Genomic DNA, 24,415 nt, shown 5'->3' with positions numbered 1-24,415 from the left:
ATTTAAAATTGTAAGGAAATGAAAATCCAAAATTTAAATGATAGACCTGACTTTGACGAAAATAGTCGATTGGGGAAAAAGTATGCTCAATTTCAAAAGCTAATTTTCGAATTGAGTAATAAGGCGTTAAATGATGAGGTTGTACTTGTCATAAATAATAACATTAACTCTATCAATTCCATTTCAAATTTGGATAATCAATTTTCTAAACGACTGAAAAGCGCTCAATCAAAAATTTTAAAAGTAATTGAAAAACAACATAAATTAGCAACTAAAAACCATTATAGAAACATTTGGTTAGCTTTGGGAGTTGGTGCTATTGGAGTACCAATCGGAGTTATTATTGGTTCAATTACAGGTAATATGGCTTTTATCGGAATTGGAATACCAATTGGATTTGGTATTGGAATAGCAATTGGAACAATGATGGACAATAAATTAAAAGACCATGGAAAACAATTAGATTTGGAAATAAAACACTAAGCAAATCAACGTATGTAGCTCATAAATAATTAGTTGCTTAATCCGGAAAAATATTGATAATTTGCCCTGCTACGATAGATATATTAAACCATGTCCCTTAACGAACATACCCAAAAATGAAAATACCGAAAATAAAAGGAATAATTGACAGACGAATTCTTATTAACTATCAAGTTGATAAGGAAGTTCTGGAAAATTATTTACCAAAACCATTTAAACCTAAGCTTGTTAATGGAAAAGGTATTGCTGGAATATGTTTAATCAGACTAAAAGAAATTAGACCTAAAGGGTTACCAAAACAAATTGGAATCTCCTCTGAGAACGGAGCTCACAGAATTGCTGTAGAATGGCACGAAAATGGACAGCTAAAAGAAGGTGTCTATATTCCGAGAAGAGATACTTCTTCGAAATTAAACTCTTTAGCTGGAGGAACTGTTTTTCCAGGAATTCATCATCTTGCAGAATTTACGGTTAATGAATCTGACGGGAATTATAACGTGGCATTTGTTAGCGATGATGAAACCTCTTTATCAATTGAGGCTAGTGAAACCGACAATTGGAATGAAGAAAGTATATTTGAAAACCTAAATTGTGTTTCGGATTTCTTTAAGAATGGATCAATCGGATATTCTCCTGACAAAAATGACTTTGACGGATTAGAACTCAAAGCTTATAACTGGAAAGTATCTCTCTTAGATGTGAAAAAAGTTCAATCTAGTTTTTTCGAGAATGAAAATATTTTTCCAAAAGATTCTGTGAAATTTGACAACGCACTTTTAATGAAAAACATTGAACACGAATGGATTGGATTAGAAAAAATAAAAAACTACTAACACTATATATGTGTTCATAGCTGTTTAGTGCTAAATCGAAAGGTCTTTGTATATTTATTATAGTGTTTCGGATTATATAGATACTCTTTCGAAATTAGAGAATATCATAAGCCAAAATTCAATTAAATTTTTAGTTTCAGGACATGGAGATTTTACTACCGATTTGGAAGAAATGCTAAAAAGGATTAAAGATTCAAATACTTATATTTTTGAATTAGTGAATTCCATTGTCGAGCAAAAAGAATTCGATGAAACTAAATTATTTAGTCAATACAAGTTTCCTATTATAATGAATCAATTCCATCAGAATAACATCAAAATAGCAAAAACGGAATTTGAGGTTAAGTGAGTAATTAAATAAGCTCCTCGCTATCAATAGTATGCCATTACCGGATTGATCAATAATACATACAGATAAAAAACAGCCATACTATCAAAAAAATACAAATCACCCTTAAGCTTTAGAAGGTATAATAAAAACTACAAATAGGTTATAAGCCGTTACACTGCTCCCTTCGAGCCCTTAGAAAGGTATTTATAAGGCTCATCGACACCTTTATAAAGCTTATGATGAGGTTTATTTGGGTCACTATATGGCTCATTAGACTAAGTTTTAGGGCTGCGACCCCATTTTTAAGGGATGTTTGCCCAAAAATTAGGGGTCTTGAGCCTAAAAAAGATAGTTAGAAATGCCTTAATGATCCTTATAAGGATACATTAGATGGGTAAAAGGACTATGAATAGGGGTAATCGGGATACGATGATTCGTAAAATGGTATAAAATAAGAATTCCATCAATGTTGACATTAATAGAATCCTTAGTAGTCATCACTCTTTTTCTTCACTACCATTGTTAGAAGGAGTGGTGTTTTTGTTAAACAATACTTTCATATCATTATACTCTGTTTTTGCACCAAGCTCGTTCTCGCCAGCCAGATAAAGCACCATCATAAGGTAGAAACTTAACGCATTGGGTAATTGTCTTGATCGAGAAAGGTTTTGGTATCAATCAAATGCTGACTAAAGTTTTCTAGCATTTGTGCACGATCTTCTACCTAGGTGCGTGCTAAATAATCTTTATCAAATTATTCTTTATCCAAAAACCTTGATATCCAATCTGGATGCTACTCCATATAATTTTTGGATTTTTAATGGTTATTATTAATATCCTCATTTTTATTTAATGTATTGATATTGAGTGTTGTGACTTATTGTGAAGCGTAGTAAGTATTAGAATTGTTACCACTGTTTTTAAAGTTTTTTTATGTAACAAATTTTCTATTTCTTTAGGAAACACGAAATGTAGTTACCACGATAACTATATTGAATTGTTGAGTGTAATTTGAGAAACGAAATTTAAAATGATAGAATTTAATGGATGGGCAATAATTAGAGAATCCTTTAATGAAGAAGGTGAAAGTGAAAAACTTCTGAATTCAATTATCAATCAGATCAATTTAAAAATAATCGAAATGGATTCTGGAAATGAATTCTACTCATTAAAATATTTGAACGGAACTTATCATTTATCAATTATGGCAAATCATAACCATCGGACTGAACATGTGATTGAATTTTTTAAATGGATTTCAGAAATTTCTAAAGGATCTTACGGAATTTTATATGTTCATGATGATGAAGACATTGAAAAAGGGAATGAAAATAAATTTAAAGTGTGGTCTTTGAAAAAAGGAAAAGTAGTTGAAATGAATGATGTTTTCCTCTCACCAATGAATCCTGAAATAGAGGAATAAATTATATATAAAATTGGAGTAATTAGTGTTTAATCGAAATGCCTATATTTATTTGCAATATCGCAATACTTTTAAAAGTAAAAGATAGCAACCAATGCACCGAAAAGCATGGTAACATTTTGCCCTACAAAGGCCCTTATATTGAACGTTATATTACATACAAAATTAAAACCGAGAAATAAATGAAAGTTTACGGGAAATGTAAAAGTTGTGAGACTGAAAATAAATACTCAACGAATGCTAATACCCGAGTGGAATTTGCAATGCAAGATGGAGAAACAAAGGCTCTGAATTGTAAGAATTGTGGAACAGATACAGAATATCACGTTGATAAGCTGTACGCAAAACAATCCAAAATTGCTCAATTAATTGCTGGTTTGATACTGTTTGTCGGAACGCCACTTATGTTTTTTGGGATTAACCCTATCTTCACAGGAAGTCGGAATCATTATGTAATTTATATTATTGGCGGTTTTTTACTCATTCCAATTTTCGCCTATGCAGTTATCAATAAACAAGATCAAACTCGTGTGAGTGATTTTAATAGGCGTACACTGAAAGGTAGAGTACATAATATTACGTTGTAATACGCTTTACAATATCATATATGAAATTAGTTGTTGGACTAAACGATATTGGAGTTAAACGTTCCAAGGGTTTTGATCAATTTAGGTGCTCATAAACCCTGAATTAGCCGATAGAATGATGAGAATTAGAAAATTGCTGATTGGAGGTTTCAAAAATGATTGAATGAGGGATATTGAAAATGTGTAAAATAAATTTTAGATAGAATGTAGGTATAATCTAAATAGTGAAAATCAGAAATGAAAATTATAGGTAATGGTATAGTTATTATTTTACTAATTATAGGTTGCTCTAAACGCAAACAAATATCTCTTTACGAAAGAACTGAAAATTTTAAGGTTTCTGAGTGCAGAGAAGATTGTGGAATTGATTCAATCGGTATTAGAACAAATAAAATTAGTAATGGAGATTTATTTGTAAGACTAGGTTATATCGTTAATTGTTCTTGGGAAAGTGGATATTTAAAGAGCATAATTAATAAAAATGATACTTTACTAATTGAGTTAGAAAGGCCGCACGACATTGATACTTTGAGAATAGATACGCTAAAAACCGATATCATTGAATATGAGATTGAAGAATCTTATCCATTGGCTGATTGTGATTGCTTTTTTTATTTTGATTTTAGTATAAAAAACTTCAGGAATGTTCCAAAATCAATACGTATTTCAGACCAATTTAAAGAAAACAAATGTTGGGATGAAAGATCTTATAGTAAATATGAAATTGAAGATGTAGAAGAAATTACAATTAATAAAAAATGATTAGTTACGGCATCATATATGAAATCAAATCAATTTAATATAATGTAGAAAAATCATTTCCTTTTACTGTGACTCTAAATTTTTATAATTCAATAAGAAATAAAAATGCGCAGATAAATCTATTGGTTAGGTTATGTTTGCCTAGCTATGATTCATATATTTGATATTGTGTACAATAAAAAAATAAAAATAATTAATAAAATTAAAAGAGAAATTGATAAATGCAGTGATTTTTGATATGGATGGAGTAATTGTAGACTCTGAACCTTTTTGGCAGAAAGCCGAGACAGAAGTTTTTACATCTTTAGGGGTAGAGATGACAGACGAATTATGTCAGATAACCCAGAAAATGACTACTAATGAGGTTACAAGGTTTTGGTTTGAAAGAAATCCTTGGAAAAACAAAGAGATTGAAGAAGTTGAAACCATGGTAATTGATCGAGTAATAGAATTGATCGAATTAGAAAATTGTATAATTCCGGGGGTAGTAGATACAATCAAAGAACTTAAATCCAGAGGGTTTAAGTTAGGCCTAGCAACAAATTCACCTTATAAAATAATTCCAAAAGTCTTAAATAAAATGAACATTATTAAGGATTTCGAAATAATATCATCTGCAGAATTTGAGAAAAAAGGAAAGCCAGAACCATATATTTACTTGAGTACTTTACAAAAACTAAATGAAAAGGCAGATAATTGTATTGTAATAGAAGATTCAAATTCAGGAATTATAGCTGCTAATAAAGCAGGAATAAAAGTGATAGCGTTTACAAACGGAGGTAAAAATACAATAACCGAAAATATTGACTTTACAATACCTTCGTTCGAGAATGTCGATTACACAATATTCGAAAGTGTAAAATAAGGGCACTACGAAAACCATTATCATTAAATAAAATACTACAAAAGATGGAAAAAAGTCCACGCATATTACTTCTTCTCATAGTGTGCTTGCTTTTCGCTTGTAAGCAAAACTCTGATCAGTCAAGTGGCAATAGTATAAATGTCAGTTATGAAAAAAGTATAAAAGTCTTTAAGGACTATTATGAAAGCGGAGAATTACTTGTGTCTGGGCAGTATGAAGATGAGAAAAAGACAGGAGAATGGACTCGTTATTTCAAAAACGGAGAGCTGTCAAAAATAGAAAACTACCAAGATGGAAAATTGGAAGGTACTTGGAAGGTCTTTCACCCAACTGGAAAATTATATATGGATGGAGCACATCTAAATAATGCCAAAATTGGAACTTGGAAACATTATTTGGATGATGGAACCCTTAAGTATATTAAACATTATAATGCAGAAGGCAGTACAGGAGAATGGAAAAGTTATTATGATTCTGGTGAATTAGCTTCTGTGGAAAATTATCAAAAAGGCAAGCCACACGGTTTATGGACCGATTTTTATAAAAACGGTCAGATATATAAAACTGGAGAAAAAATAGAAGGTAGAGAAGACGGAGCATGGAAAATCTACAATGATAAAGGGATGTTATTGCTAACGGAAACCTATGAAAACGGAAAAAAGATACAAGCAGTTCGCACTCATGAAGCTGACAATTGATTTTTGATTTTTAAAATTTAGTATAACTTTTTAGTACCTTGCCCTTTACATATGATTCAATTTATTTTAAATAATAAGATTATTCGCACAACTGCTAATGCAGGAATAACGCTTCTAGATTTTATAAGAGAACACAAGCAATTAAAAGGGACAAAAATTGGTTGTCGTGAAGGAGATTGTGGTGCTTGTACAGTTTTAGTTGGAGAACTAAATGATGATAAGGTCTCTTATCAAAGTATTACGTCCTGTATTTCACCCCTTGGAAATGCAAATGGAAAACATATAGTAACTATCGAAGGGATTAATTTATCTAAAGCATTGAATACAGTACAACAAGCCATGACCGACAACTATGCTACCCAATGTGGGTTTTGTACACCGGGTTTTGTGGTTTCTATGACTGGATATGCTATAGAAAAAAGTGAAGATAGTCTGCATTCTTGCAATGATGCCATAAGTGGTAATATTTGTAGATGTACCGGTTATAAATCGATCGAGAAAGCTGGATTGCTTATAGAAGAGAAACTGCGAGAAAAAGATACTAATGATACCATGGCTTGGTTGATCAAAGAGGAATTTATTCCTGATTATTTTGAAACTATACCGCAAAAATTGAAAAACCTAGAGTCAAAATCTATGACTAGCGAAGGAAAAATAGTTGCTAGTGGAACAGATCTATATGTGCATAATGCAGATCAACTTGCTGAGGAACAAGTTCATTTAATTGCAGGTCATAAAACCTTGACAGGAATTAAGTTTACAGACTCAACTTGTACGATAGGTGCTAATACTACAGTTACAGAGTTAATAGAAAATGAACAATTACAATTACTATTTCCTAAATTAAAATCTTTTTTGAAACTAGTTTCCTCCGAACCTATACGAAATATGGGAACTTTGGGAGGGAATTTTGTCAATGCTTCTCCAATCGGAGATATGACAATTTTCTTTTTAGCACTTAATGCAACCTTAACCATTCAGTCTGAAACAAGATCTGAAAGACAAATAGCTTTCAATGAATTTTATAAAGGGTATAAAAGCTATGATTTACAAAAAGGAGAAATTTTGAAATGTATTTCTTTTGATGTTCTTGAGAATGGAGATTCCTATAATTTTGAAAAGGTAAGTAAACGAACACATTTAGATATAGCAAGTGTAAATACTGCTATAAGAATCACTTTGGAAAATGATGTAGTAAAGGCAGCACATGTATCTATGGGAGGAACTGCTCCGGTTCCAAAATATTTATTCGATACCAGTAATTTTTTCATAGGAAAAACAATTGATTCAGAAACCGTAAAAGAAGCAGAAACTATCTTACAATCCGAAATTGCACCCATTAGTGACGTAAGAGGGTCATCAGATTATAAGCGCTTATTAGCTAGGCAATTGTTCTTTGCACATTTTATTGAATTATTTCCAACAAAGGTTCAACTTCAAACACTGATAGCATGATGAAGACAATGAAAAATATTGACAGTTTTACGCATGTACGAGGAGAATCATTATTTGTAGATGATTTGATAACCAGACAAGATACGTTGTATGGACTGGTATTCGATTCATCAAAAGCACACGGGAAAATAAAACATGTAGACTATACCAAAGCAGAACAAGTAGAAGGTGTTGTGAAAGTTTTCACATACAAAGATATTTTGGGTGAAAATCAAATCGGTGGAATTATTCCAGATGAGCCTTTGTGGGCAGAAGATGAAGTTCATTTTTGGGGACAACCAATCGCATTTATCGTTGCAGAATCTGAAGCCATTGCAAAAAAAGCACGTCTGCTTATTGAAATAGAAATTGAAGAATTACCTGTAATTACCACCGCAAAAGAAGCTAAAGAAAAACAAAGTTTTATCAATGCACCACGTTCCTTTACGTTAGGAGATACAGATGCTGCTTTTTTGGATTGTGATTATGTAATAGAAGGGGAAACGTTTTCTAATGGTCAAGAACACCTATATCTAGAAACACAAGGTTGTTATGCTGTTCCCCAAGAAAATGGAAGTATAAAGATTACATCATCTACACAAGGCCCGACAGCAGTTCAAAAAACCGCTGCTAAGGTTTTGGGAGTACCTATGCATAAGATAGAAATAGATGTTATCCGATTAGGTGGAGGGTTTGGAGGTAAAGAAGATCAAGCTACACCTTGGTCTGTTATGGCGGCAGTTGCCGTACAATATTTAAATAAACCTGTAAAATACATCCTAAACCGTCATGACGATATGCGTATGACAGGAAAGCGTCATCCGTATTCCTCTTTTTTTAAAATAGGGCTCGATAAGAGTTTAAAAATAATTGCTTTTGAAGCAGAATTTTTACAGAACTCTGGAGCAGCAGCAGACTTATCACCTGCAATAGCTGAGAGAACATTATTTCATGCCACTAACAGTTATTTTGTTCCTAATGTTAGTACAACAGTGTATAGTTGTAAAACAAACTTACCGCCCAATACGGCATTTAGAGGTTTTGGTGGTCCTCAAGGAATGTTTGTTATTGAATCTGCTATTGCCAAAGCAGCAGATGAAATGGGGATTGACAGACGGAAAATTCAGGAAGCTAATTTACTAGCAGAAAATGATGAATTCTCTTACGGGCAAATCGCCACCAAAGTTGAAGCTCAAAATACCTGGTTTGCTGCAAAAGAAAAGTTTGAGCTTGATGCACTAGAGAAAGAAATTATTGACTTTAATGCTAATAATGCTCATTCCAAAAAAGGAATTTCTTTAATGCCAGTTACCTTCGGGATTTCGTTTACCAATACAATGATGAATCATGCAAGAGCGTTGATTCATATCTACCAGGATGGTAGCATTGGTGTGAGTACAGGAGCGGTAGAAATGGGACAGAGTGTTAATACAAAAATGTTACAAGTTGCTCAAAATGCATTAGGTATTTCTGCAAATAAAGTAAAATTAGAAACAACCAATACGACTCGTGTTGCGAATACCTCTCCATCTGCAGCAAGTGCTACAGCAGATTTAAATGGAAAAGCTGTATTAAAGGCATGTACTGCATTAATAGAAAGATTGACAAAAGTAGCTGCTAGAATGTTAGCAGCACAGACGTCTAAAATTTCTTTTCGAGAAGATTATGTTTTTGTAGACGGTAAAAAATCAAATATAACTTGGGAAGCGATTATAGCTCAGGCCATGGCAGAACGAATTGCTTTATCAGAAAATGCGCATTATGCAACACCTACCATCCATTTTGATAAAACAAAAGAAAAAGGACATCCTTTTGCATATCACGTTTATGGCACTGCAATTACCTCAATTACCCTTGATTGTCTAAGAGGAACCTATGAAATAGACGCTGTAAAAATTGTACACGATTTCGGAAAAAGCATGAATCTAGGTGTAGATATTGGTCAGGTAGAAGGTGCGCTCGCACAAGGAATTGGATGGATGACTATGGAGGAAATTTCATATAATAACGATGGACGATTATTGTCAAACGCATTGTCAACTTATAAGGTGCCAGACATATTTTCGGCACCAAAAATAATCGAAACTATACCAGCAAAAACGGAAGGAAATGATATGGCGATCCATAAATCCAAAGCCGTTGGCGAACCTCCTTTAATGTATGGGATAGGTGCATATTTTGCTATCCAACAGGCCGTAAAAGCATTCAATAAAAATTATAAACCAAAGTTTGACTCGCCGTTTACACCAGAAAAAGTATTAATAGGATTGTACGAAAAGTAATAGCCTTGAGCAAAACCATAAAACTGCAATACACCAAAGTTAATATCCTAAGAGGGGCTATTATTTATAGTTCAGGGGATTTGATCGCTTCAATGTTATTAGGAGAATTTTCCATATATAGACTGGTAGGGATGATCCTATTAGGAGCGACATTATATGCTTTAGAAATTCCAAATTATTTTGCTTGGATAGAGGTTAGAACAAAGAATATAATAGGAACAAAAAAAACACTTCTTAAAACAGGATTAGCGATACTTTATTTTAATCCGTTATGGATTGCTCGTCATTTGTTATTTATCAAAATTTTCTCAGGAAATTTTAATCAAATCGACTTAAATTTGCTAAAAATAGCAGGATTGTCATTTTTGGTCAATATCCCTATATCCTTTGTAGCTAATTATTTAATTCAGAATAAGGTAAACTTACATTGGCGATTTCTGGCGAGTGCTATCTTCTCTGCTTTAATGGCTATTTATTATGCATTAAGTGAAGTTATTTTTAATTAGAAGTGTTTTTTTAACTTCACAGTTGGGCTATGAAGTAAGAAAAGACAAAAATTGAGTAGAAAAAGGCATTTTTATTACAAATTGAAAAAAATATAAATCACTTCTTAATAAAATGTATGAAGTTCTGGCAACATCTTTTATCAAAATTACAAGATAATCAAAACGTATATCTACTAACCGTTATAGAAAATATTGGTAGTTCTCCGGGTAGAAAAGGATTTAAAATGTTAGTAGCTGAAGATGATTTTATTTTTGGTTCTATTGGTGGCGGTGTGATGGAATTTTCGTTGGTCGAAGAGGCGAAAAAATTGCTGCGAGATGGTGATTTGAAAATATTCTTGAAAAAACAAATACATCAAGGTCACAAGCAAGATGGCTCCGGAATGATTTGCTCCGGAGAGCAGACTGTTGTCTTTTATCCTTTAGATACAAGTCATGTCTCAGTTATTGAAGGAGTTTTGGATTGTTTGCAGGCTAATGCCAAGGGAACATTAACATTATCAACTTCTTTAATCGATTTTTCTAATGAGTTACTAGAAGATAAATTCGAATACAAGATCAATTCATCTCAAGATTGGTTTTTTAAAGAATATATAGGATTTAGAAGTACACTATATATCGTTGGTGGAGGACATGTAAGTGTTGCAGTTTCCGAATTATTTGTTGATCTTGGATTTCATGTGGTGGTTTTTGACAATCGAGAACATCTAAATACGATTGAATTAAACACAAGTGCACACCAAAAATTAATAATTGATTTTAATGAAATAGCGAATTACATTTCAGCAGGTTCAGAGAGTTATGTTGCAATCATGACCAATAAATACACTGATGATAAATTAGTACTGAGCAAACTTATTAGCAATAACTACGCATATATAGGTGTACTCGGAAGCACTGCAAAATTGGAAACAATGTGGGAGGTTTTACAAAAAGAAGATATTACAATGGCTCAATTAGACACCGTACACGCCCCTATAGGACTAGCTATAAAAAGCCAGACTCCTCATGAAATAGCAGTAAGTATTGCTGCTGAGGTTATTAAAGTCAAAAACACGAATCAATAATATATTTTGTTTCTTAATCTAAAAAAGATACATTTCTATCCGATTTTAATTCGCGGTTGAAGAGACAAATGAAAAACAATAAATTAATAGAAATGACAGAAGAGGATAAGAAATTTATGAGGCGTGCAATTGAACTTGCAGAAAATGGTATGGATACTAATACTGGAGGTCCTTTTGGAGCGGTGATTGTAAAGAATGGAGAAATAATCGCGGAAGGATGTAATAAAGTTACATCACAAAATGATCCAACGGCTCACGCCGAAGTAGATGCCATCCGTACAGCTTGTAAAAAATTAAACACTTTTCAGTTAGAAGATTGCATTATTTATACCTCCTGCGAACCCTGTCCTATGTGTCTGGGAGCCATTTATTGGGCAAGACCTAAAAAAGTTTTTTACGGTTGTACACGTGAAGATGCGGCTGATATAGAGTTTGATGATCAATTAATTTATGATGAGATCGCGGTAGGTATTGATAATAGACAAATAGAGTTTACTAATGGACTACGTGATGAAGCGTTAAAAGTTTTTAGAAAATGGGATTCGAAAACTGACAGGACTGAATATTGATGAAATTTTAAAGGTTTAACTCAAGGATTAGTGTAAGAAATATTTCCAAAACCGACAGATTTATTGTTCGGTGTTGTACTATATGAAACGCTAACAAAGAGTTAAGCAACGCTTAAAAAAAAAGCCTAATTAATGTATATTGACAGCCTATCTAAAGGTGAAAGTTATGGAAGTAAATAAAATGCTAAATTATATTAAAGATGTACTAGATAACATGCCAACTGACTGGTTGAATCTAACTACTCATCGACTAGATATTTATGATGAAAAATTGGCTAAAACTCAATTTTTAGAACAATTTGAAATCTTATTTGATAATAATAATTCTAAATCATCCGCACTAACTGAATTACCAACTGCCTACGACTATATTAGATTAGGTCATCCATTATCTTGTGTACTAGAATGGGGAATTGCTAACTTACATTATCTAAAATCAGAAAGTGTAATTAGTTTTTCTTCAAAGACAATTCCTGTGTTGGCAATTCTAAGGAAAAATTTATTTGATAATAAAAATACCCAAATCATTTATACGGATAAATTACCTCATTTCTTTAATGCCGAAATATTAAAGAATGTTTATGGTTATAAATTTGATTTAAAGCATGTAGAGGAAGTATCAGCTATTCCTGAGTTTAACGGGAGTACCATTCTAATTTCTGAGCAAGATGAAATTACTACTATGGATCTTCATCCAAATATTGATTTTTTTATCAATGTTTATGATGGTTTAGGAAGTGTTTTATTAGTAAATGGCGAAAAACATGAAAATTACATCTCAGAAATTCAACATGTAAGAAGAAGAGAAACTATTGCTATGACACCAGCCAATTGTCTTATGGCATTACATGCGCTAATAAATAAGTCTTCTTTTGATACAGAAAAGAGTGCTATCGAGACAAACAAAACACGTGTCTTAGATTCAATTGAATCAATTACTGGTACCAATATAAAACCACTAGTTGGTTCTAGTGGCCTATCTATTCAGTATGCTATTATGATGGGGTTAGTTCATGATGCATTAGAAAAGCATACAGGAAAGGCTATCAAATTTGTTGTCCCGCCAAATTGTTATGGTGGTACAAATGATCAAGCAAGACGAGTTGCAGCTAGTATTGATAATGTCGAAGTGATGGACTTACCAGTAGATGGTGATAATGATATGGTGCAGAGTATAGATATAGTTTTGGATAAAATTGCTAACGAAGATGCAATCCCTTATATCATTGCTGAAATCCCAACAAATCCTAGAGTTGAAGTTCCAGATCTAATACAATTAAAAAATGTTTTAAGTAAAGTACGTAAAACGAGTAAAGGTGAAGTTGCTATTGATCCTGTTTTTATTTTAGATCAAACATTTTGTCCTAATGTGCTCTTTTTGGGTGAAGGAGAAATACTCTCGACGGTTCGTGCTATTTCGTACGCTAGTGGATCAAAATTTCCAAGTGGAGGACAATGCACGGCTGGCTATGTTGTAGGGAATAAAAAAACAGACCTCTTAATGGAGAAAATAGGATTACACCTAGATCTTTGTGATAATGAGGCAACAGCGCTACAATATGAGATATTAGCCAAGCAGTTGCCTTCAATGAATCAAAGAATTAATGATGCCTATAAGAATACACGTGAATATGTGAATTTTATCCATGATATTTTACCAGAGGCGAAAATCAATTTTGTTTCGTCAGCATTGGCAAAGCAAGGATTTACTCCATCGGTATTTTCATTAGATCTTCCAACTAAAGGTACTACTGATGAAGAAAAAGAATCTTATAAGCGAGCATTAAATCATAAATTAATCAATTTGATGATCACAGAAATTCCCAATGAAAGTAAATACTGCGTGAGTTATGGTCAGCTAAAAGGATGTTATTGGACAATACCAGCAACATCTACTCAAGGGACAACTAAAGAAGGAGATAAAGATTATATAGCCCGTGTGGCACTTTCTCCTAATATGAACCTTGAACTTCACAAAAAAGTTTTTTCGGATTTTGTTGAAAAAATTTAATCATCAGGAGGTTATAGCTTTTCTGAGATTTTCATGATAGTATGTGTCAAATAATTAGAATTTAGCCTCTGTTATTTAATTTAACAGAGGCCATTTTTTGATTCGATAATATGATGAAGTTCCTCATAGAGTAGCTTATCATAAAAATTATTTTCGCATGGCATACCCGCAAGAAGAAGGTAATTCTCTTAGAAAATTCATTACCAGTTTAAAACTGAATCTTAAATGTGTTTTTAAAAATATCATAACATTCCCTTTAGTATATAACGCTTAATTGTAGGTGATACCCTACCGCGCTGTTGTTTCTACTAAATGGATTAGTTATCCTTATTTCAGAATGTATAACAAAAAATGTCTTTCTAGAGCTTACAAATGACAATCCTTCATAGATTCATAATAACTACGATACTCATCATAGCTTACTTTTTTTCTGCCCTTTTCCAAGACAATAATATCCTGATTAGAGAATTCGGAAAAAGGAATTGTTTTTTTAGGAAAACCTTCTATAACTATTTCAAAATAACTATCCGAAGTAATGTTATTAGTATCAATTTCTATACTGAATTTACCATCATAATCTGAAAAAGAATATGCGCAGGAAGTATCAGATACCTGTAGTTTTACAACAGCAATGGGTACAATAGCCCCATCTGGTTTCTGAATTTCGCCTTCAATTGTTTGTATTCCGGTAGTGCTAGCAGGAGTTGTAGAATTCAAGTTAGTGCTCGTATTTTCTACTTCTGTTTTGATATTTCCAGAAAGGTCTTCGATTGTCCAATCATCAAGTTTCTCTCCTTTTTTATAAGCGCCTTTCACAATAACACCGGATGCATCCTGACGCCAATAATCACCGTGCTTTTTTCCATTCTTATAATTAATCTTTTCTTTAGATCCACCTTTTGTAATATACCATAAACCTTCTTTTTTTCCTTTTTCATAATTTCCTTCTTCAGTAAAAGTAAAGCTATTGTCAGAATTATAATAATAACCGTTTCTCTGATCATCTTCATAATTTTCTATTGTTGATAAATCTAAGGATCCTCTTTCTCTAAAAATCAGAAAATGCAACCATTCTCCGTGCTTTTTCCCTTTTCTATATTCTATTTTGTGAATGCCTATGAGTTTCTTATCCTTAAATTCTCTTACATAATATTTGCCATTAAGCTCATTTTCTTGATTAACCTCTACAAGCTCATTATAGTCATCAATAGTAAGTTGTATATATCCCCCTTCAATAGGAGATTGTCCTTTTACAACAAAAGAAAAAAGTAATGATAGGATCAATATAATTGGAGTTTTTTTCATGATTTTGATAGATTGTATTTGTGTAATATTTTCCCTTGTTAACGAATAAAGTTAGGTTAATTTTATTGTTTTTCAAATAGATGTGATCAATTCACAACCTATTTACTTTAGTATTTATATATCAAAGACAGTACCATTTTGTTACCTTCTTTAATTTTATTTGGGCGATGGGGAATTAGGGATTCGTATTATAAATTGTTCGGTTTTTGAAATTTAATTTATTATTAATGAAGTGTATTATATGATAATTTAACAAACAATCAATGGTATTACCATAACCAATATAAAATTATTATTCGTAGCTTTACCATAAGGAAGATGTGACAAATTATCAAAACTCATGTTTGGCATCATCTTTGTAAATCAATAAGTAATTAATTTAAATTTTAACAATGAACAAAGGAACAGTAAAATTCTTCAATGACGCCAAAGGATTTGGATTCATAACAGAGGAAGGTTCAAACAAAGAACATTTTGTACACATTTCAGGATTAGTAGACGAAATTCGTGAAGGCGATGAAGTTGAATTTGATCTACAAGAAGGTAAAAAGGGTTTAAACGCAGTAAATGTAAAAGTAATTTAATATATACTACATAACTTTTTTAAAACACGAGCCTATCAATTTTGATAGGCTTTTTTTGTGGATTATATTATTGAATATCTATAGTCAATTGTGATAGATGCTTCTTAAACTACTCTAAAGTGTAAAGTTTTTTTATTTTTTAGAGTGTGGTGTAACAATTTGTAATCTTTCGCATCAAAGGAGAAATCATAAGCAAAACATCATGAGAAATTTAAAAATTACCCTTTTATTATTTACAATTGTTAATTTGACTTTTAGTCAAGTTCCTGCTATCTCTGCAGAAGTTTCTGGAAACGGAAGTCCGATTTTATTTTTACCTGGTTTTACTAACCCTGGATCAATCTGGGATCAGACTGTCACTCATCTACAAGGTGAGCAACAACATCACTTAATATCATATGCTGGGTTTGATGGTAATGCACCTATTGCTATGCCCTGGTATGATACGATTAAGAAAGAATTGATTGATTATATTAAAGAAAATGAGTTGATGAATGTTACTATTATTGGACATAGTATGGGAGGGAATCTAGCGATAGATATTGCTGCGGCTTTACCTGATACTATAAAGAATCTCATACTTGTAGATTCAATCCCTTGTATGCGCGAATTAATGATGCCAGGCGTTCCTGAAAGCCATATTCAGTATGAAACCCCATATAATAAACAGATGTTAGCAATGAATGATGATCAGTTTAGACAAACTGCCATGATGATGGCTCAAAACATGACGAATAAAAAGGATAAAGTAGATACTTTACTTAATTGGATCTTAAAAGCCGATAGAGAAACATATGTGTATGGATATACAGATCTTTTAAAATTAGATCTTAGAAGAGTGCTAGATAAAGTTACCGCAAAAACTTTAATTTTAGGAGCTGCTTTTCCTACTATTGAAATGGCAAAAACAAATTATGAAAAACAATATGCTACGCTATCCGATAAAACCATAGAAATGATACCCGATAGTAAGCATTTTATTATGTTCGATCAACCAGAATTATTTTATGAAAAAGTAAATGCTTTTTTGATAAATGAGTAAAAAGAACCAGCAACTTTTCGAAACAATTTATAGACAATGCTATCCAATGGTATCACAAATGTGTCTGGGATACATGAAAGGGGATCATGACTTAGCCAATGATTTGTCTCAAGAAGTTTTTATCAACATATGGAATGCAATGGGCAGCTTTATGGGTAAATCCAGTCATAAAACTTGGGTGTATCGAATTACGGTAAATACTTGCTTACAGCATATCAGAAAAGAAAAAAGGAAGACAAAGATACCTATAGAAAAAGTGGAATATGCACTGATTGAAGAGTTTTCAGAATCAACTTCGGATCAAAATCAGAGCCTGTACCTTGCTATAGGAGCCTTAGAAGAATTGGATCGATTATTAATTATGATGGTTTTAGACGGACAGGATTACGATACGATCTCAGAAGTTATGGGAGTAAAACCAACCAACGTAAGAGTAAAGATCCATCGGATTAAAAAAAGACTTAAAAAAATATTAGATAATGAATAACGAATTTGAAGCATTACAGAATCAATGGCAAAAGGACAAAAGCGGTATTGAGAGTGCGCCATATGATATGGAAGACCTGTTTTCATCAATAAGAAAAAAGAAAAGCTGGAGTACGCGTTTTCATTATGGAAATATCTTGGTGTTATCCATAGTGTTGATCGGAATAATTACTTTTTTCTATTTTGTAGCTCCGGTGCAGGAACTATTAAGTAGAGTAGGTGTAGGATTGATGGTCGGTGGATTGTTAGTAAGAATTATTATTGAGATCATTAGTGTATCTAAAGCAAAAAAGATCAATATGTTGGATGACGCTTTACAGACAACAAATGATACGATTTCTTTTTATAATTTTAGAAAAACCATTCACGGACCTGTAACTATTGGAATCATAGCTTTGTATACCATAGGTTTTTACATTATTACTCCAGAGTTTAGTTTGTATTTTGAAACTTGGCAAATAATTTTAATAGATGTTTCATACATCATCGGTGCGATAATCCCCTTTGTTGCCGTTCGAAAAAACATTAAGAAAGAAATAAAGATTTTGTTAGAAATCATTGAGTTAAAAAAGAAAATGACGGATGATGTTATATAATGTAAATAATAAACTAATCAATAAGATATATCAATCTACCATCCATATGGTCAGCAACCTTACCATAAGCTATTAGAGACGCCCCAATAGTCCAGCGTTTAGAGGAGCCTATACTGTACCAAAAAGAATATCGCTGGTACAACCAATTTCCTTGAATATTTTTTGGGCGTGTTAAATAAAAACCAAACTGTTGTAAGAAATAAAAGTTACCAATTGAGAAATGATGCCCGGTAGTAATGGCTGAGGAAAAAGCGGAATCATTAATTCCTTGTTGTCTTGCTATTTCTCGGTCAGAGTAATCGTACCAAAATTCAATACCGGTATTTAAACCATTGATGCCAGATACCGGTTTAAGAATTCCACCCGTGAATCCGATCAAAAGATGATTAGTTGCTTCTGCATCTCTATCGGATGATCTTAGACTAGCAAATGTACCCATATAATAATCTAGGGATGTATCATAAGAACGCAAGGATTTGGTTTTTCGTTTTAATGGCGTATTGTTGATGACTTTGTCCACACCTATGGAAAGCGTCGGAAAGTTCATTCCCTTGTTAGGTTGTTTTTGGCCTCCATTGGAAATGTGATTGTAGTTTGCGGATAGATTGATGGAATAATTGTTATTAATATGGTAGTTTAGATTAAGTGACAAGGCTAGATAAAAGCTAAAATGTGTACTGAATAATAAGTTATCAGGGTTTGTCTCTTCATCAAACTTTTTATTCAGATATGTGCCTCCTACAGAACCTCTGAGAGAAAACTTTAATGGACCTCGATATGTGAAATAAGGTTCTACAAAGTAAATCAAGTTATAGGAGCTACCTAATACATTAGGATTCGCATAATTATAATACGCAAAAGCAAACCCTGTCCGCCCATAACAAAAACAGGTTTTCCAGGCCTTATCACTAGTTTTTAGCCAACTGTATTCTAGTTGTATTCCATAAGGATTGGTTTGCGAGATAGGTTTTAATTCTGGTGAGTGTGCTATAATAAAACCGTAATGCGATTTTATACCATAAAAAGTAGGGTCTGATTGAGCCCAAAACGAAGTGTATCCGAATATTAATGCTGATAATAAAACTACTTTTTTCATTGAAAATCAGTATCTTATTAAATTTACTAAAAATTAAATTAAGAGAAATAGAATCTTAAATAAATCAGAATGTTAAGTAAGCCTGTTACTTATTTCCAAAATCATCAATATACTCCTAGAGAATTATTACTACATTAGAGGTAATTAATAGTATAAAACTACATTAAGAAAACAATGAGAACCATCAATGAGGTCATCGCTTCTTTAGATGATATTATTCTAAAGTCAGAAACCAATAATGATCCATTAGGATATTTTGCTGCCTTATACAGAAGAGTGACTCTAAAAGTTAAGGAAGGTATAGAGAATAATTTTTTTGATGATGGACCAAGAATGGAAAAGCTTGATGTAATTTTTGCTAGTAGATATCTGGATGCGTATTTTGAATATCAGGAAAACAAGCCAGTAACGGATTCTTGGAAAATTGCTTTTGATGTATCTAAAGACTATTGGCCGATTGTACTACAGCATTTATTAATTGGAATGAATGCACATATTAATTTGGATTTGGGCATTGCGGCGGCAGAAGTTTCTAAAGGAAAAAATATAGAAGATTTAAAAGGAGATTTTGATAAAATCAATGAAATTCTTTCATATTTAGTTACAGAGGTCGAAAATGATTTGGCGAATATCTGGCCAACACTAAAAAAGATTCTAAAATTCACTCGTAATGTAGATAACTTTCTCGTTGACTTTAGTATGGAGTTAGCGAGAGATGGAGCCTGGAAATTTGCCAAAGAAGTAGCTGCTATTCCAAACGATCAATTAAAATTTTTAATCGAACAAAGAGATCAAAAAGTAGCGCAAAAAGCTTTAATAATTACTAACCCGGGATTTATTGCAGGGGTTATATTAGGAGTTGTCAGAATAGGTGAACGTGGTTCCATTTCAGTAAAAATTCAAGAATTGTTACATTGAATAAATTCATGGAAAACGGAAGTTTTGCTGTATTCAAGTTATTAATAAAGTGTCTAGAGGATAGAACGTATTCTTCACTAGGAATTAAAAAAATAGGAATCAAATATTATTTGATTATTCGCCATCAAACGTTTTCCAGAACTTTTATACACCGTTTTGAGAAACGAAAGGAGTACGCCATATAGGGTAATTGACGCTTTTAATATTAAAAAAGAAGAATTGAAAATTTCCAAATTATAAACTTATGGATAAATTTATGCTAGCTACGATAGAAGAAGCAAAAAAAGGACTTAGAGAAGGTGGTGTACCTATTGGGTCTGTTATTGTACATGGAGATGAGATCCTAGGGAGAGGTCATAATAAAAGAGTGCAAGAAGGCAGTGTAGTACTTCATGGAGAAATGGATGCGTTTGAGAATGCAGGTAGACAACCAGCTTCTGTTTATAAGAAATGTACATTATATACTACCTTATCACCTTGCTCTATGTGTACAGGAGCTATTCTATTATATAGAATACCTAAAGTTGTTATTGGTGAGAATACAACGTTTTTGGGCTCCGAAGCTCTCCTAAAAGAAAATGGAGTAGAGGTAATTGTTCTTGATAATCAAGAATGCAAAGATTTGATGAATATATTTATCAAAAATAAACCCGAAATCTGGAATGAGGATATAGGGGAGTGATTGAAATGTTTTTCATCATATACAAGTATTTATATGTATCTAAATAAATACGGGAGGGTCTCTATCCATAATTCATTTGGGATTGATCGTTTTATCTTTAATAATTTCTTGTAAAGAAATTTAATTAGAAATCATTCAGGTATTGAATTGATTTCTTTGATAACTTTTCTAGTAAATTAGTGTTCTCAGTTAGAAAAAGAAATTATAGAAAATAAAAACCTTGTGCCATTTAAAATCCACTAGCTTTTGAGTACTATTCTTATGAATATATCTTTTTAAAGGAAAAAATTAGTTTGAAAATAAGTTTTAAAATACTTATCTGTCATGAAACATCTTAAATTTTTCTTATGTTTTTAAATTTTATCATAAAAAATTGAATTTTGACAACGCAAACGTTTGCGTTGTTAAAACGCAGCTAACTCCTTGTTAAATCTTAATTTCAGGAGTATTTTTTTTTAAATTATTTACAATAAATTGATGTTAAAATAAAATATTCAATATAGTTTAAGGTGTTTATTTAACAAATCGGTAATATCGTTCTTAATTTGGCAACATAATCATTAACGAAAAAATAATAGTATGAAAATGTTAGTCAAATCTTTTGGAGTTTTGTTATTAATTTATTTTGCATCTGCCTGTGAAACAGAAGATGTGACCCTCGAGGAATCTTCTAATGATATAGAAAGTACAGATGAATCAATCGAAAAGGCTGGGCCTTGGAGTAGACAGTTTACAGATAATTTTAATACTAATGGTAATTTAAATAAATGGGAAAGAACTCATAATAGAGCAGATTATAATTCTAGCCGTTGTACTTACAGAAACTGGAATGCAGAAATTGCAAGTCTCGATGGGCGCAGTTGTTTACGTTTGCAAGCCTATAAATCGGGTAGTGACTCCTATGAATCTGGGCATGTAAAGTCTAATTTTGATTTTCATCTTGGAAGAAATGAAGAATATAGGTTGACTGCAAGAATTAAATTAATCGCTAGAGAAGGGAATAATTATAAAGGATTTGCGGAAACGTATGGCGCGTGGCCTGCATTTTGGACGGTGAATGAAAGAAGTAATACTTGGCCTACTCGTGGAGAAATTGATATTATGGAAGGATATTCCTTTGGTAATTCAGCAAGGTTTGCCAGTAACCTATTCTATGGTCAAAACTATTTACAAAATCAACTAGGAACCAATGCAGAAAGAGGTTACAATGTAGGAGAGGGTTGGCACACCTATCAACAAAGGTGGATCAATAGAAACGGGTCGGTAACAGTCCAGATTTATGTAGATGGTAATCGTGTTGCCAACTATACTAATAGTGTGGATAATGACTTAAAGTTAGAAAATTTTAATGATCATAATATTATATTTAATTTGAATGTAGGTTCGGATACAGGTATTTTTAATAATTCTAGAATAAATATTTTGTGGAATACCTATATGTATGTTGATTACGTTAGATTAGATAAACGAAGTCTCTAAAGAACAAGGTTATTAAAGATAAATTTACTGTCTCGCGATTATTTCGGGACAGTTTTTTGCTTTATACTTTGTAATAGAAATTAAAACAGCATAGTTTTTAAAGTATGTTAACTAAGTGAACCAATTGGTTAACTCGGTCAAAAGATGGTTTAGCAAAATATCAGTTTTTGTTAGGTGCAGCAATCACTAGTTTTGGTATAAGTTTTGAAGATCTTTTGACATGAAAAATAGTATACGTACCGCTTTGTTAATATTATGCTTTGGATTCACCAAGGCTCAGGAGTTAAAATGTCTTAATATCCAATATAAGCTCAGAGGATATTTTTATGCAGGAACCAGCAAGAGTGATATAGATGCTCCAGGAGGTTTTTATCAGGCAAATAATAAACCTATCAAAAATAATCAACTTATAAAGGAAATAGGGAAGACTTCAGATTTTCAACTAGTCGTCAAGGTAGACTCTATTGCGGAATTTCAGAAAGGAGTGAAAGGGTTTAAAGTATTTCTCATCAATAATACCGACTCCATTATTAAGCTATCAGCTCAGGATAGTAGACTTTCTGTTATTCGACAAGTTTTTCATAATAATAAATGGCAAGACATAGAATATCTGCCAAGTAGTTGGTGTGGAAATAGTTATCATTCGGTATATATCAATCCAAAAGAATACTGGAATTTTATTGCTCCTTGTACAGAAGGAAAAATTAAGTCGAAATTCAGATTTAAGTTATATATAGGAAAGACGCAAAGCTTATATGATACAGGAAATATATACTCAAACGAATTCGAAGGGAGTTTTAATAAAAAACAACTTAAAGAAGAACAAGGACACAAACCTATTAATATAATGGATTCTTATAACAACTAAATTAATTTAAAAAGGGTCAGCGTACTATTAAATATTTGCCAACCCTTTTGCGGTTGGTTATTAAGGTTGTTGTATTGTTATATCTGCCTTACTACTTTCTGCGCAATTGTTGGTTTTTTGAGTAATAGATAATGAATCTCCTAGTCTAGCATTAGACTGACCAAAAGGAGCAAAAAAGCTTCCATCATTGTTGCTAGTAACTGTGGTAGATATACCTGTAGCATCGGTAATTGCTACAGTAGCTCTTGGTTTTGCAGATCCGACATTGCCACTAATGGCTAGTCCCCCAGCAGCTATAGTAATCGTTGCTTTAATGTTTTCTGGATCCGGTTTTGTACATTTTTCTTTTCCGCAAGTAACTCCAAGAAACGAAATGGCAAGCACTATTAAAAAGCTCGTAATTCTTTTAGAATTAATGATGATCATTATTATAGGATTTTTGATTTAGAATTAGCATCTGTTGGTTGTGTAAAAGAAAAGATTTGTTATAATCGATTCATGTTTTCAATAGTTCGAAATAGAATATCACAAAAAAGCCTAAAAAAATAATTACCACTTAGTTTTGAATACTTCCACTGTTGTCAGAAATATATACAATTACATTTATCTAGTTTTTTCTTACCCTCGGTTCTGACTGGCCCATACTCAAAGAGAGAGTTTTTGGCGTTACAGTTTCTTAGGCTTTTTGTTTATTACATATATTGAATTTGGCTAACTCAAATAATTATAAGAACTTCAATATTGTTTTTTTTTCAAAAGTAAATTATACTACCATATGTTTAAAGAGTGAAATAACTGATTTTAATAGGGGTTTGTTACCCTTTTCTCTTAGGGGGAAAATATTTTTGGTTAGATCTATTTGTGAAAATGATAAATAATTGAAAAAAATAGAATGACAAGCGTTATGGAAGGATCAAATGAGAACCTTTTTATTTTTTAAAACATATATTTAGCTACGAGGTAATTTAGAAATCATAATGTAATAAGAATCATGAACTATAAACTAATAATTAAAGGTCTACAAAGAAACAAATTCGTTTTTAAACAGCTTTTGCAGGGTATTTCCGAAGAAGAGTACAAGTGGAAAGATAGGCCAAACAGATGGTGTTTGTTAGAGGTTGTTAGTCATCTGTATGATGAAGAACGAGAAGATTTTAGAAAAAGAACAAAACATATATTTGATACTCCTGATCAGCAATTTGAACCAATCGATCCCGAAGGCTGGGTTGTGGAACGAAGATATATAGAACAAGACTATGAAAAAGTGTTACATCATTTTTTAGAAGAACGACAAGCATCAATAAATTGGTTAACATCTCTAATTAATCCAAAATGGGAAAATATAGCAAACCATTCTGATCTAGGAACAATGAGTGCTTCTCAATTTCTGGCTAATTGGTTGGCGCATGACTACCTACATTTTGACCAAATTACAAGATTAAAACTAGACTATTTAAAATATACCTCTAAAGAAAACTTCTCTTATGCAGAAGGTGTGTAATTCATTG

General features: G+C 32.2%; 27 protein-coding genes. 23 read left to right on the top strand and 4 right to left on the bottom strand.

Going from position 1 to position 24,415, the window contains the following annotated elements:
• The first annotated feature begins 18 nt into the window (after nucleotides 1-18).
• From Q0921_RS23030 to Q0921_RS23020, 3 genes are all read left to right on the top strand, one after another.
• A complete protein-coding gene (locus tag Q0921_RS23030) occupies nucleotides 19-483 on the top strand; it encodes a hypothetical protein (protein WP_299261190.1) in 465 nt (154 codons plus the stop codon).
• 116 nt (nucleotides 484-599) lie between these two features.
• Entirely contained in the window at nucleotides 600-1,316 is a 717-nt protein-coding gene (locus Q0921_RS23025; protein WP_299261188.1) for a DUF2071 domain-containing protein, read from the top strand.
• Between the two features lie 46 nt (nucleotides 1,317-1,362).
• A complete protein-coding gene (locus Q0921_RS23020) occupies nucleotides 1,363-1,665 on the top strand; it encodes a hypothetical protein (RefSeq protein ID WP_299261186.1) in 303 nt (100 codons plus the stop codon).
• Between the two features lie 479 nt (nucleotides 1,666-2,144).
• On the opposite strand, the gene Q0921_RS23015 is transcribed toward Q0921_RS23020, so the two are convergent.
• Nucleotides 2,145-2,267, bottom strand: coding sequence for a hypothetical protein (locus Q0921_RS23015; protein WP_299261184.1), 123 nt, complete (start codon nucleotides 2,265-2,267; stop codon nucleotides 2,145-2,147).
• A 410-nt stretch (nucleotides 2,268-2,677) separates the two neighbouring features.
• Between Q0921_RS23015 and Q0921_RS23010 the strand changes: the two genes are divergently transcribed.
• From Q0921_RS23010 to Q0921_RS22960, 11 genes are all read left to right on the top strand, one after another.
• Nucleotides 2,678-3,070: an Imm7 family immunity protein gene (locus Q0921_RS23010; protein WP_299261182.1), complete on the top strand. Its 393-nt coding sequence runs from the start codon at nucleotides 2,678-2,680 to the stop codon at nucleotides 3,068-3,070.
• A gap of 182 nt (nucleotides 3,071-3,252) precedes the next feature.
• Entirely contained in the window at nucleotides 3,253-3,657 is a 405-nt protein-coding gene (locus Q0921_RS23005) for a hypothetical protein (RefSeq protein WP_299261180.1), read from the top strand.
• Between the two features lie 237 nt (nucleotides 3,658-3,894).
• Entirely contained in the window at nucleotides 3,895-4,419 is a 525-nt protein-coding gene (locus Q0921_RS23000; protein WP_299261178.1) for a hypothetical protein, read from the top strand.
• Nucleotides 4,420-4,633: 214 nt separating this feature from the next.
• Nucleotides 4,634-5,284, top strand: coding sequence for a hexitol phosphatase HxpB (gene hxpB, locus Q0921_RS22995; protein WP_299261176.1), 651 nt, complete (start codon nucleotides 4,634-4,636; stop codon nucleotides 5,282-5,284).
• 44 nt (nucleotides 5,285-5,328) lie between these two features.
• Nucleotides 5,329-5,982, top strand: a complete 654-nt coding sequence (locus Q0921_RS22990) for a toxin-antitoxin system YwqK family antitoxin (RefSeq protein ID WP_299261174.1) — start codon at nucleotides 5,329-5,331, stop codon at nucleotides 5,980-5,982.
• Nucleotides 5,983-6,033: 51 nt separating this feature from the next.
• Nucleotides 6,034-7,437 (top strand): FAD binding domain-containing protein, encoded by a 1,404-nt coding sequence (locus Q0921_RS22985; protein ID WP_299261172.1) that lies wholly within the window; start codon nucleotides 6,034-6,036, stop codon nucleotides 7,435-7,437.
• Nucleotides 7,434-9,698 carry a molybdopterin cofactor-binding domain-containing protein gene (locus Q0921_RS22980; RefSeq protein ID WP_299261170.1) on the top strand — a complete coding sequence of 755 codons (2,265 nt, stop codon included), beginning with the start codon at nucleotides 7,434-7,436 and terminating at the stop codon, nucleotides 9,696-9,698. The genes Q0921_RS22985 and Q0921_RS22980 overlap by 4 nt, the downstream gene beginning before the upstream one ends.
• Before the next feature lie 5 nt (nucleotides 9,699-9,703).
• The gene (locus Q0921_RS22975) at nucleotides 9,704-10,204 is read left to right on the top strand and encodes a hypothetical protein (RefSeq protein ID WP_299261168.1); all 501 of its coding nucleotides are present in this window, start codon (nucleotides 9,704-9,706) and stop codon (nucleotides 10,202-10,204) included.
• Nucleotides 10,205-10,320: 116 nt separating this feature from the next.
• Nucleotides 10,321-11,271, top strand: a complete 951-nt coding sequence (locus Q0921_RS22970; RefSeq protein WP_299261166.1) for an XdhC family protein — start codon at nucleotides 10,321-10,323, stop codon at nucleotides 11,269-11,271.
• 68 nt (nucleotides 11,272-11,339) lie between these two features.
• Nucleotides 11,340-11,840: a nucleoside deaminase gene (locus Q0921_RS22965; RefSeq protein ID WP_299261164.1), complete on the top strand. Its 501-nt coding sequence runs from the start codon at nucleotides 11,340-11,342 to the stop codon at nucleotides 11,838-11,840.
• 166 nt (nucleotides 11,841-12,006) lie between these two features.
• Nucleotides 12,007-13,851 carry a cystathionine beta-synthase gene (locus tag Q0921_RS22960; protein WP_299261163.1) on the top strand — a complete coding sequence of 615 codons (1,845 nt, stop codon included), beginning with the start codon at nucleotides 12,007-12,009 and terminating at the stop codon, nucleotides 13,849-13,851.
• A 366-nt stretch (nucleotides 13,852-14,217) separates the two neighbouring features.
• On the opposite strand, the gene Q0921_RS22955 is transcribed toward Q0921_RS22960, so the two are convergent.
• The gene (locus Q0921_RS22955; protein WP_299261161.1) at nucleotides 14,218-15,156 is read right to left on the bottom strand and encodes a hypothetical protein; all 939 of its coding nucleotides are present in this window, start codon (nucleotides 15,154-15,156) and stop codon (nucleotides 14,218-14,220) included.
• 392 nt (nucleotides 15,157-15,548) lie between these two features.
• Between Q0921_RS22955 and Q0921_RS22950 the strand changes: the two genes are divergently transcribed.
• From Q0921_RS22950 to Q0921_RS22935, 4 genes are all read left to right on the top strand, one after another.
• Nucleotides 15,549-15,740 (top strand): cold shock domain-containing protein, encoded by a 192-nt coding sequence (locus Q0921_RS22950; RefSeq protein ID WP_299261159.1) that lies wholly within the window; start codon nucleotides 15,549-15,551, stop codon nucleotides 15,738-15,740.
• A gap of 202 nt (nucleotides 15,741-15,942) precedes the next feature.
• A complete protein-coding gene (locus Q0921_RS22945) occupies nucleotides 15,943-16,782 on the top strand; it encodes an alpha/beta hydrolase (protein ID WP_299261157.1) in 840 nt (279 codons plus the stop codon).
• On the top strand, nucleotides 16,775-17,269 hold the full coding sequence (locus Q0921_RS22940) for an RNA polymerase sigma factor (RefSeq protein ID WP_299261155.1): 495 nt from the start codon (nucleotides 16,775-16,777) through the stop codon (nucleotides 17,267-17,269). Before Q0921_RS22945 ends, Q0921_RS22940 begins: the two co-directional genes overlap by 8 nt.
• The gene (locus Q0921_RS22935; protein WP_299261153.1) at nucleotides 17,262-17,864 is read left to right on the top strand and encodes a hypothetical protein; all 603 of its coding nucleotides are present in this window, start codon (nucleotides 17,262-17,264) and stop codon (nucleotides 17,862-17,864) included. Before Q0921_RS22940 ends, Q0921_RS22935 begins: the two co-directional genes overlap by 8 nt.
• A 13-nt stretch (nucleotides 17,865-17,877) precedes the next feature.
• Here the strand turns inward: Q0921_RS22935 and Q0921_RS22930 are convergent, their stop codons facing one another.
• Nucleotides 17,878-18,960 (bottom strand): acyloxyacyl hydrolase, encoded by a 1,083-nt coding sequence (locus Q0921_RS22930; RefSeq protein ID WP_299261151.1) that lies wholly within the window; start codon nucleotides 18,958-18,960, stop codon nucleotides 17,878-17,880.
• Between the two features lie 174 nt (nucleotides 18,961-19,134).
• On the opposite strand from Q0921_RS22930, the gene Q0921_RS22925 reads away from it, so the two are divergent.
• The 4 genes from Q0921_RS22925 (at nucleotide 19,135) to Q0921_RS22910 (ending at nucleotide 22,907) form a co-directional block, all read left to right on the top strand.
• Nucleotides 19,135-19,878, top strand: coding sequence for a DUF5995 family protein (locus tag Q0921_RS22925; protein WP_299261149.1), 744 nt, complete (start codon nucleotides 19,135-19,137; stop codon nucleotides 19,876-19,878).
• Between the two features lie 244 nt (nucleotides 19,879-20,122).
• Nucleotides 20,123-20,560 carry a nucleoside deaminase gene (locus Q0921_RS22920; RefSeq protein ID WP_299261148.1) on the top strand — a complete coding sequence of 146 codons (438 nt, stop codon included), beginning with the start codon at nucleotides 20,123-20,125 and terminating at the stop codon, nucleotides 20,558-20,560.
• Nucleotides 20,561-21,139: 579 nt separating this feature from the next.
• The gene (locus Q0921_RS22915; RefSeq protein ID WP_299261147.1) at nucleotides 21,140-22,039 is read left to right on the top strand and encodes a glycoside hydrolase family 16 protein; all 900 of its coding nucleotides are present in this window, start codon (nucleotides 21,140-21,142) and stop codon (nucleotides 22,037-22,039) included.
• 220 nt (nucleotides 22,040-22,259) lie between these two features.
• Nucleotides 22,260-22,907 (top strand): hypothetical protein, encoded by a 648-nt coding sequence (locus tag Q0921_RS22910; protein WP_299261146.1) that lies wholly within the window; start codon nucleotides 22,260-22,262, stop codon nucleotides 22,905-22,907.
• 60 nt (nucleotides 22,908-22,967) lie between these two features.
• On the opposite strand, the gene Q0921_RS22905 is transcribed toward Q0921_RS22910, so the two are convergent.
• Nucleotides 22,968-23,333, bottom strand: a complete 366-nt coding sequence (locus tag Q0921_RS22905) for a hypothetical protein (protein WP_299261144.1) — start codon at nucleotides 23,331-23,333, stop codon at nucleotides 22,968-22,970.
• Nucleotides 23,334-23,898: 565 nt separating this feature from the next.
• Between Q0921_RS22905 and Q0921_RS22900 the strand changes: the two genes are divergently transcribed.
• Nucleotides 23,899-24,408: a DinB family protein gene (locus tag Q0921_RS22900; protein WP_299261142.1), complete on the top strand. Its 510-nt coding sequence runs from the start codon at nucleotides 23,899-23,901 to the stop codon at nucleotides 24,406-24,408.
• Nucleotides 24,409-24,415 lie beyond the last annotated feature (7 nt).

It is taken from the genome of uncultured Aquimarina sp., assembly GCF_947496855.1.
GTDB lineage: Bacteria > Bacteroidota > Bacteroidia > Flavobacteriales > Flavobacteriaceae > Aquimarina.
This window is presented reverse-complemented; position numbering and strand designations above follow the sequence as displayed.